17 protein-coding genes are annotated in these 17,111 nt (G+C 67.9%); 8 read left to right on the forward strand and 9 right to left on the reverse strand.

Annotated elements, in window-relative coordinates; genetic code table 11:
• The first annotated feature begins 77 nt into the window (after nt 1–77).
• Entirely contained in the window at nt 78–701 is a 624-nt protein-coding gene (locus IR155_RS05915) for a GntR family transcriptional regulator (protein ID WP_135113902.1), read from the forward strand.
• Nucleotides 702–711: 10 nt separating this feature from the next.
• Here IR155_RS05915 and IR155_RS05920 read toward each other — a convergent pair whose 3' ends face one another.
• From IR155_RS05920 to IR155_RS05960, 9 genes are all read right to left on the reverse strand, one after another.
• Nucleotides 712–1,701 (reverse strand): alpha/beta hydrolase, encoded by a 990-nt coding sequence (locus IR155_RS05920; RefSeq protein ID WP_409366546.1) that lies wholly within the window; start codon nt 1,699–1,701, stop codon nt 712–714.
• A 126-nt stretch (nt 1,702–1,827) separates the two neighbouring features.
• Nucleotides 1,828–3,210 carry a GH1 family beta-glucosidase gene (locus IR155_RS05925; protein ID WP_135113904.1) on the reverse strand — a complete coding sequence of 461 codons (1,383 nt, stop codon included), beginning with the start codon at nt 3,208–3,210 and terminating at the stop codon, nt 1,828–1,830.
• Between the two features lies 1 nt (nt 3,211).
• Nucleotides 3,212–3,574: a tautomerase family protein gene (locus IR155_RS05930; protein ID WP_135113905.1), complete on the reverse strand. Its 363-nt coding sequence runs from the start codon at nt 3,572–3,574 to the stop codon at nt 3,212–3,214.
• 61 nt (nt 3,575–3,635) lie between these two features.
• Nucleotides 3,636–4,589, reverse strand: coding sequence for an aldo/keto reductase (locus IR155_RS05935; protein ID WP_233441114.1), 954 nt, complete (start codon nt 4,587–4,589; stop codon nt 3,636–3,638).
• Nucleotides 4,590–4,591: 2 nt separating this feature from the next.
• Nucleotides 4,592–5,362 carry a VOC family protein gene (locus IR155_RS05940; protein WP_135113907.1) on the reverse strand — a complete coding sequence of 257 codons (771 nt, stop codon included), beginning with the start codon at nt 5,360–5,362 and terminating at the stop codon, nt 4,592–4,594.
• Between the two features lie 123 nt (nt 5,363–5,485).
• A complete protein-coding gene (locus IR155_RS05945) occupies nt 5,486–6,721 on the reverse strand; it encodes an ROK family transcriptional regulator (protein ID WP_135113908.1) in 1,236 nt (411 codons plus the stop codon).
• 63 nt (nt 6,722–6,784) lie between these two features.
• Entirely contained in the window at nt 6,785–7,573 is a 789-nt protein-coding gene (locus IR155_RS05950) for a carbohydrate ABC transporter permease (RefSeq protein ID WP_135113910.1), read from the reverse strand.
• A 2-nt stretch (nt 7,574–7,575) separates the two neighbouring features.
• Nucleotides 7,576–8,619, reverse strand: coding sequence for a carbohydrate ABC transporter permease (locus tag IR155_RS05955; RefSeq protein ID WP_135113911.1), 1,044 nt, complete (start codon nt 8,617–8,619; stop codon nt 7,576–7,578).
• 53 nt (nt 8,620–8,672) lie between these two features.
• Nucleotides 8,673–10,058, reverse strand: a complete 1,386-nt coding sequence (locus IR155_RS05960; RefSeq protein WP_228066708.1) for an ABC transporter substrate-binding protein — start codon at nt 10,056–10,058, stop codon at nt 8,673–8,675.
• Nucleotides 10,059–10,472: 414 nt separating this feature from the next.
• On the opposite strand from IR155_RS05960, the gene IR155_RS05965 reads away from it, so the two are divergent.
• From IR155_RS05965 to IR155_RS05995, 7 genes are read left to right on the forward strand one after another with little or no spacing between them, the layout of a single operon-like run.
• Nucleotides 10,473–11,216, forward strand: a complete 744-nt coding sequence (locus IR155_RS05965) for an SDR family NAD(P)-dependent oxidoreductase (protein WP_209306737.1) — start codon at nt 10,473–10,475, stop codon at nt 11,214–11,216.
• A complete protein-coding gene (xylB, locus tag IR155_RS05970; protein WP_233441115.1) occupies nt 11,213–12,748 on the forward strand; it encodes a xylulokinase in 1,536 nt (511 codons plus the stop codon). Before IR155_RS05965 ends, xylB begins: the two co-directional genes overlap by 4 nt.
• Nucleotides 12,745–13,362, forward strand: coding sequence for a glucose-6-phosphate isomerase family protein (locus IR155_RS05975; RefSeq protein WP_135113913.1), 618 nt, complete (start codon nt 12,745–12,747; stop codon nt 13,360–13,362). Before xylB ends, IR155_RS05975 begins: the two co-directional genes overlap by 4 nt.
• On the forward strand, nt 13,359–14,330 hold the full coding sequence (locus tag IR155_RS05980; RefSeq protein WP_135113914.1) for a shikimate dehydrogenase family protein: 972 nt from the start codon (nt 13,359–13,361) through the stop codon (nt 14,328–14,330). The genes IR155_RS05975 and IR155_RS05980 overlap by 4 nt, the downstream gene beginning before the upstream one ends.
• A gap of 9 nt (nt 14,331–14,339) precedes the next feature.
• Nucleotides 14,340–15,254 carry an SIS domain-containing protein gene (locus IR155_RS05985; protein ID WP_135113915.1) on the forward strand — a complete coding sequence of 305 codons (915 nt, stop codon included), beginning with the start codon at nt 14,340–14,342 and terminating at the stop codon, nt 15,252–15,254.
• On the forward strand, nt 15,251–16,186 hold the full coding sequence (locus IR155_RS05990) for a phosphoglycerate dehydrogenase (protein WP_209306738.1): 936 nt from the start codon (nt 15,251–15,253) through the stop codon (nt 16,184–16,186). The genes IR155_RS05985 and IR155_RS05990 overlap by 4 nt, the downstream gene beginning before the upstream one ends.
• Nucleotides 16,183–17,100 (forward strand): phosphotriesterase family protein, encoded by a 918-nt coding sequence (locus tag IR155_RS05995; RefSeq protein ID WP_228066709.1) that lies wholly within the window; start codon nt 16,183–16,185, stop codon nt 17,098–17,100. The genes IR155_RS05990 and IR155_RS05995 overlap by 4 nt, the downstream gene beginning before the upstream one ends.
• The last annotated feature ends 11 nt before the right edge of the window (nt 17,101–17,111 follow it).

Raw genomic sequence — 17,111 nt, forward strand, 5'->3', positions numbered from 1 at the left:
TCGCTGCGGGCGCGGTTGGCGTGTGCAGCACGCTCCCCTCCTCAGCCGCGCGATCCCACAGCCATGGCAGGAGTTGAATGAGCGGCCTGACGCCGATCGACAAGGGCAAGCAGCTGCTGGCGGACTCGGTCTTCCAGTACCTGGGTGCCGCGATCATCGATGGAACCCTCGAGCAGGGTTCGCGCATCCGCGATGCCGAGCTCGCCGAGAAGCTGAACGTGTCGCGCATGCCGATCCGCGAGGCGCTGCAGCGCCTGGAGCGCATCGGCCTGGTCGAGATGATGCCCAGCCGCTACACGCGGGTGACGGTCGTCACCGACGAGCTCGTCCGCGCCTCGCTCGCCTACGCCGGCTACAAGTGCGGCATCGAGATCTACGCCACGCTGCCGAGCATGACCGACGAGCAGGCCGACCACGCCGTCGAGCTGCTCGATGCGATGGACGGCGCCCTCGGCGACGCCGCGGCCTCGATCGCCGCCCGCATCGCCTTCTCGCGGTACATCGCCTCGCTGACCGCCGAGAACGTCTACAAGCAGCACCTCGAGGATCTCGACCTCGCCCTCGAGCGCAACCTGACCCACGTGGGTCCCGTCGTCTCCGACGACGAGCTGCGCGAGAACTACCGCCGGCTGCGCGAGGCCATCCGCGCGCGCGACAAGGTCGCCGCCGAGCGTCTCGTCCGCGAGCAGTTCGGCCTCTGAGGACAGCGGCTCAGTCCGAGGACGCCGCGAAGCCGCGGATCCAGCGATCCAGGCGGGCATACGCGTCGCGACGCACCGCGGGGTGCGACAGGAACACGTCGTGCAGCGCCCCGTCGAGGCGTTCGACCGTCACCGTCCGACCGAGCCGCAGCGACGCCCGCGCCACGTCCTCCACATACAGCACGGTGTCGGACCGGGTGAGGTCGTCGCTCCAGCGGACCGGCAGCGTGCTGCGCGCCGACAGCATGACGCACACGGGCGCCGTGATGCCGAGGCCCTTCGCCACGGCATTGTGGCCGCCCAGGATGGCGTCGAGCCAGCCCGCATAGACAGGGAAGCCGGACGCGGGGCGCCAGTCCGCGTCGATCGACACGGGATCGTCGGGGTCGGCCGCCTCCTCCACCGCCCGCGAGTAGAAGCCGTGGTCGGTGATCCGGATCTTGTCCAGCGGACGCCACCGCGCGCGCAGTTCGACCATGGGCGACAAGGCGGTGCGGGCCACGGCGCTCAGCTGGAATTCGAGCCACGGGCTGTTGAGTACAAGCGCCGCGACCTCGTCGGGGTGCCGCGACGCCCACAGGCTCAGCACGAGGCCACCCGTCGAGTGGCCGAGCAGGATGAGCCGGCGCCCGTCGCTGTCGCCGCGCGCGTCGAGAGCCGCCCGGATGTCCTCGTCGTAGGTGGCGAGGTCGGTCACGTAGCCCGGCGTCTGCCACTCCCGCAGGCTGCGGCCGTACTTGCGCAGATCGAGCGCGAAGAACCGGGCGCCCCGATCCGTCCAGAACCGGGCGAGACGGCGCTGGAAGAAGTAGTCCGACCAGCCGTGCACGTACAGCACGTCGACGTTCTCGAGCAGCCGCGGCCGCTGCCAGAACCGCCGCGGAGCGGGGAGGTGCCGCACCACCGTGGCGACGACCTCGCCCTCCTCATCCGCGCCCAGCGGCAGCGTCAGGGCCTCGAACCCCTCACCGAGGACATCGGCGACCCATGTGGCGGACACGCCTGCCAGCCTACGAGGGCGTGCTCGTCAGGCTGTCCGCCGCGCGGGCCCGTGCCGGCCGCGCGCACGAAGGGGGCCAGATCGAACCCGATCGATCTTGCCCCCTTCGCTCTGCGCAGCGTCACCTCACGCCGGGGCGTCCTCTCCCGCGAGGAAGTCCTTCAACCAGCGGGCGCTGCGCTTCGGCGTGCGCTTCTGCGACTCGAAGTCGACGTGCACGATGCCGAAGCGGCGTGAGTACCCCCATGCCCACTCGAAGTTGTCGATCAGCGACCACACGAAGTAGCCAGCGAGCGGCAGCCCTTTCTCCACGGCCTCGAGGCACGCCCCGACGTGCTGCGCCAGATAGTCCGTGCGCTCGACGTCGTTGATCGATCCATCCGGCTCCAGGGTATCGACGTACGTGGAGCCGTTCTCCGTGATGTACAGCGGCAGCTCCGGCGCGATCGCGTGCGCCTGCTCAAGCACGTCCACCATGCCATCCGGATGGATGGGCCACCCCGCAAACGTGCGCGGCGCGCCCGTGTCGACGAACTCGATTGACTCGCTGCCGGGGTAGGCGCTCGCCTCGCCGCGGTCGTTCTGCACGCGCGCCTCGCCCGCGCGCACGGTGTGCCGACTGTAGTAGTTGATGCCGAGGAAGTCGATCGGCGCGGCGATCACCGGCAGGTCCTCCGACTGCCCGGCGAACCACGCCTGCTCGCCGAGATCGGCGACGACGTCCTCCGGATACGCGCCGCGCAGCACCGGGTCGAGGAACAGCCGGTTGCTGAGGCCGTCGATGCGACGCGCTGCGTCGAGGTCGGCGGGCGCGTCACTAGCGGGCTTTACTGAGTACAGGTTGAGCGTGATGCCGACCTGCGCATCCGACGGCAGCGCGTCGCGCAAGGCGGGCATCGCGAGGCCGTGGCCCAGCAGCAGGTGATGCGCGGCGCGCGCAGCACGCGAGCCCTCCTGACGCCCCGGGGCGTGGTGCCCGCTGCCGTAGCCGAGGAACGCCGAGCACCACGGCTCGTTGAGCGTGATCCAGTGCTTCACGATGTCGCCGAGCTCCTCCGCGACGCGCGCGGAGTACTCCGCGAACCGCAGCGCGGTATCGCGGTTCAGCCAGCCGTCGCGGTCTTCGAGGGTCTGGGGCAGATCCCAGTGGTACAGCGTCGCCCATGGCGTGATGCCGCGCTCGAGCAGCTGCTCGGCGAGACGGCGATAGAACCCGATCCCCGCCGCATTCACGGGCCCACTCCCGTCCGCCTGGATGCGGGGCCACGCGATCGAGAACCGGTAGGCGTCTAGCCCCAGGTCGGCCATGATCGCGACGTCGTCCGCGTACAGGTGGTAGTGGTCGTCAGCGATGTCGCCCGTGTCGCCGTTCGCGACACGGCCGGGCGTGTGGCTGAAGGTGTCCCAGATGCTCGGACCCCGGCCGTCCTCCGCGACCGCGCCCTCGATCTGGTACGACGCTGTCGCCGATCCCCAGACGAACGACGGCGGAAAATGCGTGCGCTGCATCTCAGGCCTCCTTCGCGGGCGACAGCCAGTCGCCGTCGCCGTTCTCGTGAAGCGCGATCAGGATGTCGTCACGCTTGATCCCGAGCGCCGCGAGCCGGTCGACGACCAGGCCCGCGCCCCGCTGCTTCACCTCGGGCGTGTATCCGTTGTAGGCGAGGATCTGGATGAAGACGATGTCGGACCGGTCGGCATCGGGAAAGGTGCGGCTGTAGAACAGGTCACCCTGCTCGTGCACGCTGAAGATCTGAAAGAGGTCGTCGGCGGGAAAGTCCCAACCTTCGACCAGGCCCGCGTGGATCGCCGCGCTGATCTGGGGGCGGAGCTCCGCCAGGTGGCTGTGAAGGTCGACTCTGACAAGTGGCATCTTCTGCTGCTTCTCTCTCTGTGTGTTCTATCCGTCGTCGGTGGTCAGTGAGCCGCTCGGCTCAGCCGAGCTGGCTGTGGTCGAGCCAGTTCTCTGGGCCGGGCACGACCTGCTCGAGCTCCGCCCAGAAATCGTCGGGGAGCGCCGTGGTGGCCGCCTCGATCGTCGTTTCGATGCGCTCGCGCTTGCTGATCCCGACGATCGTGCTGTCGATCCGCGGATCGCGCGTCGAAAACCGGATCGCGGCGGTTCCGAGATCGGTGCCGTGGCGCGAACAGATCCCACGCATGCGCTCGATCGCTTCGAGTGTCGCCGCGGGCGCCGGGCGGTAGCCGTAGGTGGTATTGCGACCCGTCCGGTCGGCGAGGATGCCCCCGCCCAGCACGGCGGCGTTTATGATCCCCATGCCCTTCTCACGGGCGCGTTCGATCAGTTCCCCCGCACTGCGATCCACGAGCGTCCAGCGGTTGTGGACCAGCAGGACATCGAACACGTCGAGGTCGAGGTATCGACGCATCACGCGCACGTCGCCGCCCGCGAGACCGATGTGGCCGATCTCGCCGCTTTCGCGCGCGGCGACGAGCGCTTCGACAGCGCCCCCGGGTCCTGCAATCGCACCGAAGTCGTGGAACTCCGGATCGTGGAGGTGCACTACCGGCAGTCGTTCCAGCCCGAGGCGCTCGCGACTCTCCGCCAGAGAACGCCGCACCCGCTCCCCGCTGTAATCGGATCCCTGCGCGTCGGTCTTCGTGATCACCAGCGCGTCGTCGGGCAGACCGCCGTGCTCGGCGATCGCCTTTCCGATCCGCATCTCGCTGCGTCCACCCGAGTACCCGTTCGCGGTGTCGATCGTGCGGATGCCGCTGTCGAGCACGGCCCGCACCAGATCGATGGCGTCGCGCTCGGCGACCTCGTACCCGAAGTTCTCGGGCATACTGCCGAGCGGCGCTCCTCCGAGCGTGACCGGGCTCACCCGCAACCCGGTCGCCCCCAGGGGACGGAGGTCCCAGCGCACGCTCAGTCCTCTGTCGCCGTGTGGACGAGACCGTCGGGATCGGCGACCAGGGTCACACCCGCTGTATCGCCGACGGGAGTCGCATCGACGGGGATCGCGCCGTCGAACTCGACGGCGAGGAACCCGGGGGCGTCCAGCTGCGGCACGCGATGGGTCTTGTCCGCCTTCGCGTACGTGAAGATCTCAAGTGAGCTGTCCCCGTCGCGCAGGAAGTCGATCTCGTATCCGCGCGGATCCCATGCCTGGTGGATGCCCGACATCCGCGCGTAGCCGAGTTGCGCGAAGTACGCGATGGTGGCGTCGATGTCCTCGACGGTCTCCGCCACATGATCGAAGCGCGGCCGCTCCGGGTCGCCGAGCGCCCAGTCTGCGTCTACGAGCTCGCGATCGTAGACCTCGTGGTACTGGAGCGCGCGCTCGACGAGCTCGAGCAGTGTGCCGTCCGGATCGAAGAAGAACGTGATGCGCACCCCTCCCTCCGCCTCGATCGGGTCGAGGTGGAACGGCACGCCCGCCGTCTTGAGGCTCTCCACGCGGGCATCGAGGTCGGAGACCTTGAATCCGACATGGCGGAAGCCGGCCTGCAGATCATCACTGTCCCACGTCGAGACCGTCTCGCCAGACACCTTCACGAGGCGAATCACGCCGACGACGGCATCGAGCACGGCCCCGTCGTCGTCCTGGGAAAGGACCTCGACATCGAGGAAGCGCGTATAGAAGTCGACCGAGCGCTGGACGTCGGTCACATTGATGAGCACGGAACGGATGGCCACTGTGCCATTCCTCTCTGGTTGGCGCGGGTTCCCCCGCTTCGCGGCGTGATCGCCGCAGATCTACTTATTGACATTTAGGTACGAAGTGAGGACACGCCTCGGGCCTGTCGCGACGCGGATCGGTTAGGCGGAGGCTCGCATCGGCGCGATACGGGGGTTGCGGGCGTGCGGGGTCAGCACATGCTGAAGCGCCAGCGCTGCAGCCCCGACGGCGGCGGCGTCGAACCCCGGATCGGATAGGACCACATCAACCCCGTGCACCGCGCGCGCACGCGCGTGTCGGGAAACGAGATCGGAGATGGCCTGGGCGTAGATGGGTCCCGCGTCGTCGAAGCCGGGCCCGCTGAGATGGAGGCGATCGAGATCGAGAACGTTCACGGTGGACAGCACCGCTGCAGCGACGTATCGCGCCGACTCCCGCACCAGCGCGAGCGAGCGTTCCTCCCCCGATGCGGCCGCTCGCGCCAGCGCGTCGTAATCGCGCCGCAGCGCAGCGTCCTCCCCAGACAGCTCCAACTCCTTCGTCAGCTCAGGATCGCCCAGCGCGCGGCGCACTATCGCGCGCGGCGCGGCGAGCATCTCCAAGCACCCGCTCGCACCGCACCAGCAGGCGGGGCCGTCGACGTCGATGATCACGTGACCGATCTCGCCGACATTGGACGACGCGCCACGCGCGACGCGTCCGCCGGAGACGAGCCCGAGGCCGAAGCCGTTGGACATGTAGAGAGTGCAGAAGTCCTGCGTCGCTGGGATTCGACCGACCCAGTATTGCCCGAGAGCGGCGCACGCCGCGTCATTGTCGCGCACGACGGGCAGTCCGAGCCGGGCCTCGAGGATCTCCTGAACGGCGAACTCGTCCCATTCGTCGGCCGTCGTTGAAAGGCGACGGGACCCCGCGCCGAGATCAAGGCCCGCACCGGCGACGCCGACGCCGAGCACTTGGGATCGGGGAACCTCGAGCTCCCGGAACAACTCCTCGAGTTCTTCCACGATGCGCTCGAGAACGGCGCTGGGCGACGCCTTGCCGATGCCCGCGGTCACGACCCGGCCGATGACGTCACCGCCCAGGTCGACCACCACGTAGGTGAGCCTCCCCTCGTCCAGGGAGATCCCGACAGCGAACCCCGCCTTCGGGTTGAGTTCGAGCAGGCTGCGGCGCTTGCCGCCCGTCGAATCTCCGAAGCCGGTCTCGATCACGAGCCCGTCCTCGATAAGCGACTTCACGATCCGTGTGATCGACGTCGCGGTCAGCCCCGACATCTCTGCGAGCTCGATCCTGCTCACGGTGCCGCTGGAGCGCACCATGTCGAGGATCGCGCTGCGCGTGTGCTCGGAAGACGGCCCGATCGGACGCACCATCAGCTTCTCCCCCCTTGCGCGCGTCGGCGCGCGAATGCTGTCGTCATTCTCCCCGCACGTCCCTCACTTGATGGCTCCGGCGGCCATGCCGCGCTCGAACTGCTTCTGCAGTGCCACGTAGGCGACGACTGTCGGGATAACGGTGATCACCGAGGCGGCGAGGATCTTCGGGATGTCGTCGTTGTACTGGCGACGGAAGAACTCCGGCAGCAGCGTCACGACACCCATATCCTCGTTCACCAGGAACACCTTCGGCAGCAGATACGCGTTCCACGCGTTGATCAGCACAAGCACGATCAGCGCGACGGCCATCGGGCGGGCGAGCGGCACGAGCACATTCCAGAAGATGCGCCACGTGCCGGCACCGTCGATGCGGGCCGCCTCGAACAGCGTGTCGGGGATGCCGTCGACGAAGCCGCGCGTGATCAGCACGGTGAACGGGATCTGCAGGGCCGCGATCGGCAGGATCACCGACCAGAACGTGCCGAGCATCCCGAGCGTGACGGCGGTGGAGTACAGCGGCGCGATCAGCACGACCTCGGGCAGCGTGAGGCACACCATCATGAGCCAGAAGAACAGCTCCTTGTTCCAGATGCGCAGCTTCGAGAAGCCGTAGGCAGCGGCCATCGTCGCGAAGTAGATGATGATGATCGATCCGCCGGCGACGATCGCGGTGTTCAGGAAGAAGCGCGCGAAGCCGGGCACCTGCAGCACCGCGGAGTAGTTGCCCCAGCCCGCGCCCTCGAAGGACTTCGTGAACATGGCGTAGAGCGGAATCAGGAACGGGATCACGGCGATCGTGATGATCACCTGCAGCACGATCCGGGCCGCGAGAGAACGGGTCTCGAACATGATCAGTCTCCTTGTCCGCCGCGACGGCGCGCGGCGTGGGGCTGCACGATCGCCCGGGTCGACTCGACGGCGAGCGGCTCGGTCGCGATCTGGGTGGTGCGGCGTGCGTCGCGCTCGCGTCCGCGCACCTGCATGAAGATGCTCGTCGCAACCGCGATCACGAGCAGGATGACCGACAGCGCGGCGGCGTATCCGACCTCGCGGGTCGACGACGCGGTCTGCGAGTAGATCATCGTGCCGAGGAACTCGGAGGAGTTCGCAGGTCCGCCCTGCGTGATCAGCCAGACGCCGTCGAACAGCTTCAGGGCGGTGATGAAGTTCAGGATCGCGAGCGAGACGGTGATGGGGCGCAGGTTCGGCAGCACCACTGAGAACAGCGCGCGGAGGTTGCCTGCGCCGTCGATGCGGGCGGCCTCCAGCATCTCGGGGTCGAGCTGCGCCATCCCCGCGAAATAGAGGATGAAGCCGAATCCCACCGAGCCCCAGCAGCCGAGGAGCACGATCACGAGCAGCGACGTCGACGACTGCCCGAGCCACGACTGCGCCACGAACCCGAGCCCGATCGCGTTCAGGATCTCGTTGATCGTGCCATCCGTCTGCCACACCTGGATGTGCGCGGGGGCGAGGGTGGCCGGTGCCACGACGACAGGGACGACGACGATCACCTTGTAGACGTTCGCGAGCCACACCTTGGAGTGCATCGCGGCGGCGAACAGCACGCCGCCCACGACCTGGACGACGTACACCACGACGAAGAAGATCACCGTGTTGCGGATCGCGATCCAGAACACCGGATCGGTGAACGCGCGCACGTAGTTGTCGAATCCGGCGGGCACCATGAGCGAGCGTCCGCCACCCCAGTCGAAGAACGACAGGTACCCGGCGTAAACGATGCTGTAGTAGATCAGTCCGACCGAGACGATCAGACCGGGCAGGATCCACGCCATCCCGCCGGGGACGAGGGAGCCGGCGCGGTGCCGTCCCCCTCGCCTCGCGGGCGTGGTCGGACCCGGCACAGTGGCGGTGTGCTCTGCGAGAGCGGTCATGTGCGGGTGCCTTCCTTGCATTCAGTGGATGTCGACGGCTGGTGCGGCGTCGGTCACTTGCCGATGTCCGTCGGCTCCGAACCGGCCTGCATCTCGGCCGCGATGTCCTCGATGCTCTTGTCGATCGAGGGATCGAGCACCTGCTGCATCGCGAGCACGATCGCATCCAGCGTCTTCTCGTGCGTCTGCCACTGGCGCGACTGGGTCGTGGCGGCGCTGTCGGCGATCAGCTTCTCGATCGCGGGACGCTGCACCGCATCGTCCACGAGGGCGATCTCATCCCACGCGGGTGTGACGCCCTGGAGGGCGGGGAGCAGGTCGAGAGCGTTCGCGACGTGCTGCTGACCGGCCTCCGACATCGTCAGCCACGACAGGAATGTCTTGGCCGCACCGATGTTCTCGGAGTCCGCGTTGATCGCCAGGCCGTAGTCGGCCTCGCCGAAGTACGCCGAGCCGTTGCCTTTGCCTGCGACATCCGGGAACTCGGCAGGAAGCTGCACGAAGCACGTGGCGTTGCTCACACCCGCGCCCTCCATGGCGGTCTTGCACGACTCGGCTTCCGCGTACTGCGTGTACCAGAAGCCCATCTGCACCATGGCGGCCTCGCCCTTCATGAACGCCTCGTTCGCGAGGGGGTACTGGGGGCCGTCGAGTGCGTTGGCGGCGATGATTCCGTCATCGCGCATCTTCTGGAGGATCTCGAGCACCTCGATGCCCTGGGGGTCGTCCCACTGCGCTTCACCCGTGGCGGCCTTGATGAACCATTCCGGGTCGACCGAGTTCGCGATCGAGTGGAACATCTCGGTGGGGAACGTGTCCTCGCCGCCGGCGCCCATCGTGTAGCAGGTCTTGCCGATCGCGCTGATCTTCTCGCAGGCGTCGACCCACGAGTCGTAGTCGGTCGGCGCTTGGGTGCCGGCCTCGTCGAGGATGTCCTGGTTCACCCAGAGGAATCCCGCCGCCATGCCGCCGAGCGGCATCGACACGAGGCGACCATCCGACGCCCGCAGCTGCTCGGCGTAGCCGCCCGCGAACTTCGACTCCCAGTCGCTGCCGAGCACGTCGGCGGCGAGCGGCTCAAGGTCGAGTGCGTACCCGCCGTAGGTATCGGGAGAGCCGCCTGCAGGCGACAGGTTGAAGATGTCGGGGCCCGTGCCCGAGTCGAGCGCGGGCACGATGGCGTTACGGAAGTCGACGTTCTCGAAGTTCTTGTAGGTGACTTTGATGTCCGGGTATTCCTCGTTGAACGCCGCGATGTAACGCTCGGCGACCGGCGTATCGGGGGTCCAGCCCCACCAGACGACCTCGCCCGACTCAGCGGGCTCGACTTCTTCTCCTCCGCCGGCTGCGCCGCCCGCAGCACAGCCACTGAGCGCGAGCGCGACGACGGCCCCAGCCGCTGCCAGGCCGCGCGCACGGGACATCTTGATACGGGACATCGGTGTTCCTCCATCACATCGTTGTGGGGTGCTGCTCCATCGACGCCGCGCAGGGTCCGCGGTCCGTCGATGTAGTGACGCTACACGCGTCGTCGCGTTTGCGCTACTACTTACTACACTTTTGTTATTTAGCTTGAGGAAGAGGCGTCCGCAGCAGCCGTACTCACCCCGATGCCCGCACGCCCAACAGCCCTGCCACACCCCTCCTCACCGACGGTGGCCAGCGGATCCGGGTCGCCCCGAATGCCTGCCGCAGCGGCAACCGCATGACACCCGTCGCGCATCTTTGAGCGCCAGCCCGGAAACCCTCACATCCGATCGAGGATGTAGCAGAACTACAGGATTCGGCTATTGTCGATGCATCGGGCGCGCGATCAGCGCCACCCGCGGAGCTGAGTTCAGTGAGGAGCTGCAGTGTCAGAAGTCATCTCCGGCCGGTTCACCGGTCGCCGCGTCGCCGTGGTGGGGGGCGCCGGCGGTATCGGCGCCGCAATCGCGCGTCGCCTCGCCGACGAGGGAGCCGAGGTATACGCACTCGACCTGCGTGGGCTGGAGAACGTACCCGCGCACATCCAGACGGTCCCGATAGACGTCGCCAACGAGCAGTCCGTCGCCGATGTCGTATCCCGCCTGTACGCCCATGACGACCGGCCGATCGACCTCGTCAACAGCGCGGGCATCGTCGAGGACGACGTGGCCGCGGAGGATATGCCGATGGAGACCTACGACCGCGTCATGGGCGTGAACCTGCGTGGCGTCTTCCTCACGTCCCGGGAGTTCGGCCGGCAGCTGCTCGCTCGCCAGGGCGGTTGTATCGTCAACATCGCCTCGATGTCCGGGAACGCTCTGGTGAACTTCCCCCAGCGACAGAGCGTCTACAACACCTCCAAGGCAGGGGTCAGTGCGCTGACACGATCTCTCGCCGTCGAATGGGGCGGACGAGGCGTGCGAGTCAACGCCGTCTCCCCCGGGTACGTGGACACGCCGTTGAATGCGTTGAAGAAGCACATGCACCAGGGCTGGATCGAAGGCACGATCGTCGGGCGCTTCGCACTGGTCGAGGAGATCGCCGGCACCGTCGCGTTCCTGCTGAGCGACGACGCCGCCTACTTCTGCGGCGCCGAGCTCCTAGTCGATGGCGGGTCGTCCCTGCGGTGACCGCGTACATCCTTTCCCACGACCTGGGCACGACCGGCGACAAAGCGACTCTTGTCGACGATGCCGGTCGCGTGGTCGATACAACCACCGCCACGTACAGTGTCACGTTCGGCCCGGGTGGGCTGGCGGAGCAGGACCCCGATGACTGGTGGCGAGCAGTCTGCGTCGCGTCGCGGCAGCTGATCGATGCTCATCCAGAGGCACGAGGTGCCCTGGCCGCTGTGGCCTTCTCCGGACAGATGATGGGTGCGGTCATGCTGGATGGGGATCTGGCCCCCGTGAGGCCTGCGATCATCTGGGCGGATACCCGCTCGAGTGCGCAGGCCGACCGCCTGGTGGAGCGCGTGGGGATGGCCCGTGCGTACCGCATCACCGGACACCGGCTCAATCCCACTTACACCCTTCCAAAGCTCATGCTGGTGCGTGACCGGGAGCCCGACGTGTTCGCCCGTGTGCGGCACGTTGTGCTCGCGAAAGACTACGTCGTGCTTCGGCTCACGGGCGAACTCGCAACGGATCCGTCGGATGCCAGTGGCACCAATGCGTTCGATCAGACATCCGGCGATTGGTCCGACGAGCTGCTGGCCGCGGCGGAGGTGCCTCGCGGCGTCCTGCCGCCCATCGTCCCTTCCACGACGATCATCGGGCATGTCACGGGGGAGGCCGCATCACTGACCGGGATCGCGGCCGGCACGCCCGTCGTCATCGGCGGTGGCGACGGGCCGATGGCCGCTCTCGGCGCCGGCGTGCACGCCCCATCCTCTGGCACATACGGCTATCTCGGCACGTCTTCATGGGTGTCGTACGCCTCGACCGCCCCGCTCCACGATCCCCAGATGCGCTCGATGACGTTCAACCATGTCGTGCCCGGCCTGTTCGTCCCGACCGCCACCATGCAGTCGGGCGGAGGCGCGATCGAATGGATCGCGGATGTGCTCGAGCCGCAATCGGGCGGGGAGCGCTACGCCGCACTGCTCGGCCCGGCGAGAAGCGCGGCGGCCGCGGACGACGGTCTCTTCTTCCTGCCGCATCTGCTCGGGGAGCGCTCGCCCTACTGGAACCCTCACGCTCGCGCTGCCTTCGTAGGCCTCGGGCGCCATCACGATCGCCCGCACCTCGTGCGCGCGGTTCTCGAGGGAGTGGCATTCACTCTCATGAGCGGGTTACACGCATTCCGCGAAGGCGGCGCCGCCATCACAGGCGTGGACCTGATCGGCGGCGCCGCGAACTCCGAGGTCGTGATGTCAGTGCTGTGCGACGTCTGGGGCGTGCCCGTGCGCCGGCGAGCGCTCGTCGACGAATCGACGGCGCTCGGCGCAGCCGTGGTCGGCGGAGTCGGCGTCGGGGTGTTCTCCGATTTCGGAATCTCTCGGCGGATGTCGGAACTGGACGAGCCGCTTCAACCAGACCACACCGCGACTGCGAAGTACCGCGAAGCCCATGAGGCGTTCACCGACGCCTACCGACGACTGGAGCCTTGGTTCGAGGATCGCGCAGCCGCAGCCGCAGTCGCGAGGGAAGGAGACAGATGAGGACCGAGGACATCTACGGAGCCCCAGTGCGCCTCGCCCCGGATGCGGAAGGGACGCTGGAAGGCTCCGACGGACGCTACGAGAAGCGGTTGTCAGATCTCGCAGGCCTCTACCGCGACGATGCGGCATATGCGCGTGCGCTCGAAGCCGACCAAGGCGAGCCCGTGTACTGGGTCGAGTCGAGCACCCCGTCTCAGGTCGCCGGCGCCCTCACCATCGGAGTCAGTTGCCTGCGCCCGGGGACGATAGGCAACGAGTTCGCCATGACGCGAGGCCACATTCATAGGACCGTCGGCGCCGCCGAGTTGTACTACGGCCTGTCCGGTCGCGGTGTGATGCTGATGGACGCACTCGACGGCGATTCACGCGCCGTCGAGATCACGCCAGGCGTCGCTGTGCACGTGCCGGGCGGTTGGATCCACCGCAGCGTGAACGTCGGCGACGAGTTGTTCACGACCCTCTTCTGCTACGCCACGGATGCTGGGCAAGACTATGACGTCATCGCCCACGCGGGCGGAATGCGGAGCCTCATCGTGCGCGGAGCCGGCGGCGCATGGGCACAGGTGCCGAACCCTGACCATCGCGGATACCGTTCCGGGGAGACTGACGAATGACGGACGTGCTGCCGGTCCTCACTGCCTCCAGCCTCACCGCGGCCGAGGAACCGACGTTGTACTTCATCGGCGTGACCACCGGACGCTCGTCCATCCAGCGCGTCTTCCCGCAGTGGGCTCGCGCTCTTGGCCGCCCCGACGTGCGACTGCGTGGCATCGATCTTCCGTTGCATGCCCCGGCCGAGGACTACCGAGCCGTGGTCGAGTTCATCGCGACGGATCCCCTCAGTCTCGGCGGGCTGGTGACGACTCACAAGATCGACCTCTTCACCGCATGCCGTGACCTCTTCGATGAGATCGACCCGCTCGCGGCACTCATGGGCGAGACGAGTTGCTTGTCGAAGTCGAACGGCCGCCTGGTCTGCCATGCGAAGGATCCGATCTCGAGCGGGCTCGCGATGGACGCGTTCATCCCTGAACGGCATTGGGCGGACACCGGTGGGCAGGTGCTCAGTCTTGGCGCGGGAGGCTCGACCATCGCCATCGCCTGGCATCTCTCCCACTCCGATCGCGCCGACCGCCCCGATCGGATCGTTGTCACGAACCGCTCCCCTCAGCGTCTCGCGCATCTGGAGCACGTGTACGCGCAGTTCGGCACCGACGTGCCTCTGGAGACCGTGCTCGCGCCCTCGCCGGTGGACAACGACCGCGTGCTTACGCGCATGCCGTCCGGCTCGCTCGTGGTGAACGCGACGGGACTCGGTAAGGACGCGCCGGGCTCACCGCTCACGGATGACGCACGCTTCCCCGCCGACGGCTTCGCGTGGGAGTTGAACTATCGCGGCGAGCTTGTGTTCCTCGATCAGGCGCGCGCCCAAGCGGGCCCCCGCCGCTTACGCATCGAGGATGGATGGGTGTACTTCCTCCACGGCTGGACGCGGGTGATCGCCGAGGTCCTTCACGAGGATGTCCCCACGGCGGGTCCGGTGTTCGACGATCTCGCCATGCTCGCCGCTTCGACCCGCTGAATGGAAGCCATGAACGACGCCCTCTCCGCCGGCTCCGCCGCCCCCGCATCGGGTCTGTTCGAGACCCTCACCGCGACGATGCCGGACCTCCGCGCGTCCGAACGCAAGGTCGCCGACGTGGTCCTGGCGGACCCGGCCGAGGCTGTGGAGTTCAACATGGCGGGCCTCGCGGACGCCGCGGGTGTGAGCGAGCCGACCGTGATGCGGTTCTGCGCCGCATTGGGATTCGACGGCTTCCGGTCGTTCAAGCTCGCGCTTGCGCAGTCCGTGGCGGTCGGGCTCCCGCTGACGTACTCCGCGATCAGCCGCAGCGATTCGCTCGACGCCCTGGCAGAGAAGGTCTTCAACCACACGATCTCGAGCCTCGATCGCGCGCGACGCCACCTCGACACAAAGCGGATCGGCCTCGCGGTCGATCTTCTTGTGAAGGCCGACGATCTGATCTTCGTGGGATTCGGCGCGAGCGGGATCGTCGCGCAGGACGCCCAGCAGAAGTTCCCTCTGTTCGGCGTGCCGTGCCAGGCACCGTCGGACTTCCATCAGCAGTTCATCGCCGCGTCGATGAGCCGCCCGACAACGGTCACCGTGGCGATCTCTCACACCGCGCGCACTCGAGAGGTGGTGCGGGTCGCCGAGGCTGCCCGCGCCGCCGGAGGCCGTGTTGTCGCGATCACGGGGGACGAGGGGCCACTCTCCTCGCTCGCCCACGTCGAGATCCGCAGCAGCACATTCGAGGACACCGACGTATACACCCCGAGCGTGAGCCGCCTGGCAGACCTCGTCATCGTTGACATCCTTGCAACAGCGGTTGCGACCCGGCGCTCCGTTGCGGATCTCGAGCGCGTCCAGGAGATGAAGCAGAGTCTGGCGCGCATGCGCGGCAGCGAGGAGAGCGCCGCCTCGCGACCTGGAGCCGCACCGTGATCGGACGCGGCCGAATTCTCATCACACCGCGCTCCCTCACACGACAAGGTCTCATTGCGGAGGGCCCGCTTGATCTGCTCCGGCAGGCGGGCTACGAGTTGGTCGGATGCACCCCTGGAGAGATCCCAGCCGAAGCGGAGCTGCGCCGAGTTCTTCCCGGTTGCGTCGGCTGGCTGGCTGGAGTTGAACCCATCACCGCCCGCGTGCTGGATGCGGCAGACGCGCTGCGGGTGATCAGCCGCAACGGCGCCGGGGTCGATGGAATCGATCACGACGCGGCCGCGGAGCGCGGAGTACGGGTCGTCCGCGCGGCCGGGGCCAACGCACAAGGCGTCGCCGAACTCGCCATCGGACTCGCGATCGACGGGCTTCGTGGCATCACCTGGTCGGCACGCGCACTCGCGGATGGCCAGTGGCGTCGCCGCGAAGGCCGTGAGCTCGGCGACGTGACGATCGGCGTCGTCGGTCTCGGTGCGATCGGTCGCCGCGTCGCGACGATGGCCGCGGCACTGGGCGCGGACGTCGTCGCGCACGATCCGTTCGTCGCCGAGGCGCCTTTCGACCTTGTTCCCCTCGACGACCTCATCGCACGAGCCGATGTCGTCACCCTGCACATTCCACCAAGCCCGCAAGGGCGTCCGGTGATCGACGGAGCGCGCCTCGCGCGGATGCGACGCGGCGCAGTGCTCATCAACACCTCGCGTTCCGCGCTCGTTGACGATGACGCGGTCCTCGCGGCCCTCGAGAGTGATCAGCTCGCCGCCTACGCGGTCGACGCCTACGACACGGAGCCCCCGGCACCCAGCCGCCTGCTTGCCCACCCCGCGACCATCGCGACCTCCCACCTTGGCGCGTACACGGATGCGAGCGTGCGCCGCGCGGCCGCCGATGCGGTACGCAACCTGATCACGGCCCTGGAGAAAGAAGCATGACGCCGCCCTTCGAGCCCGAGGTGATGACGGGGCGCGTACGCACAGTCGCCGGTGATGTCGCGGCCGGCGACCTCGGTCGCGTGGACTACCACGAGCATCTCTTCCAAGTGACGCCCCTGCTTCCCGGCGACGAGCTCGATGACGAGTCGGCCGCAGCGGCCGAGGCAGCCGAGCTGCGTGAGTCCGGCTTCGAAGCGATGATCGACGCGACCCCGCTCGGTCTCGGCCGGGACGTTCCCGCGCTGGCACGCGTCGCCGCCGCCACAGGGCTTCGGATCGTGTCGGCTACGGGGGCCCACCGGGAATCGCATTACCGCGCTGACCATCCTCTCGTCGCGCTGAACGAGGCGGACCTCGCGCGGCGCTTCACAAAGGACCTCAGGAGCCGGTCGGGAATCGTCAAGGCGGGGATCGATTACTGGAAGATCACGCGGTTCTCTCGACGGGTGCTCGCCGCCGCGGCGTCGGCGCACGCCGAGGTCTCCGCACCCGTCATGGTGCACCTGGAGCACGGCAGCGCCGCCCACGAGGTGCTCGACGTCCTGGAAGCCGACGGTGTATCGGCGGACGCCGTTGTCCTGGCCCACATAGACCGGAACCCCGACGCCGTGCTGCATGCTGAGCTCGCCGCGCGCGGCGCGTTCCTCGGCTACGACGGATTCGCAAGGCATCGCGAACACCCGGATTCGGTGGTGCTCGACTGCCTGGAGCGGGCGGCGCACCTCGGTGCCGAGAACCGGCTGCTGGTCGGCGGAGACGTCGCGCGGCGCTCGCGATATCGCGCCTATGGCGGCCTCCCGGGCCTGCGCTATCTCGGGCTGCGCGTCGTGCCTCGTCTCATCGCCATGGTCGGCGAAGATCTCTCCGACCGGGTGCTGCGCCGCAACCCCGCCCGCCTGCTCGCACGCTTCTGAACCGGGGGCGA

This window comes from Microbacterium paludicola, assembly GCF_015235415.1.
Lineage (GTDB): Bacteria > Actinomycetota > Actinomycetes > Actinomycetales > Microbacteriaceae > Microbacterium > Microbacterium paludicola.

Bases quoted from the DNA above. Each gene is read 5' to 3' on its own strand.
- IR155_RS05915 (WP_135113902.1), top strand. From the start codon at position 78: ATGAGCGGCCTGACGCCGATCGACAAGGGCAAGCAGCTGCTGGCGGAC.
- IR155_RS05925 (WP_135113904.1), bottom strand. From the start codon at position 3,210: ATGCAGCGCACGCATTTTCCGCCGTCGTTCGTCTGGGGATCGGCGACA.
- IR155_RS05930 (WP_135113905.1), bottom strand. From the start codon at position 3,574: ATGCCACTTGTCAGAGTCGACCTTCACAGCCACCTGGCGGAGCTCCGC.
- IR155_RS05945 (WP_135113908.1), bottom strand. From the start codon at position 6,721: ATGGTGCGTCCGATCGGGCCGTCTTCCGAGCACACGCGCAGCGCGATC.
- IR155_RS05950 (WP_135113910.1), bottom strand. From the start codon at position 7,573: ATGTTCGAGACCCGTTCTCTCGCGGCCCGGATCGTGCTGCAGGTGATC.
- IR155_RS05955 (WP_135113911.1), bottom strand. From the start codon at position 8,619: ATGACCGCTCTCGCAGAGCACACCGCCACTGTGCCGGGTCCGACCACG.
- IR155_RS05960 (WP_228066708.1), bottom strand. From the start codon at position 10,058: ATGTCCCGTATCAAGATGTCCCGTGCGCGCGGCCTGGCAGCGGCTGGG.
- IR155_RS05975 (WP_135113913.1), top strand. From the start codon at position 12,745: ATGAGGACCGAGGACATCTACGGAGCCCCAGTGCGCCTCGCCCCGGAT.
- IR155_RS05980 (WP_135113914.1), top strand. From the start codon at position 13,359: ATGACGGACGTGCTGCCGGTCCTCACTGCCTCCAGCCTCACCGCGGCC.
- IR155_RS05985 (WP_135113915.1), top strand. From the start codon at position 14,340: ATGAACGACGCCCTCTCCGCCGGCTCCGCCGCCCCCGCATCGGGTCTG.
- IR155_RS05995 (WP_228066709.1), top strand. From the start codon at position 16,183: ATGACGCCGCCCTTCGAGCCCGAGGTGATGACGGGGCGCGTACGCACA.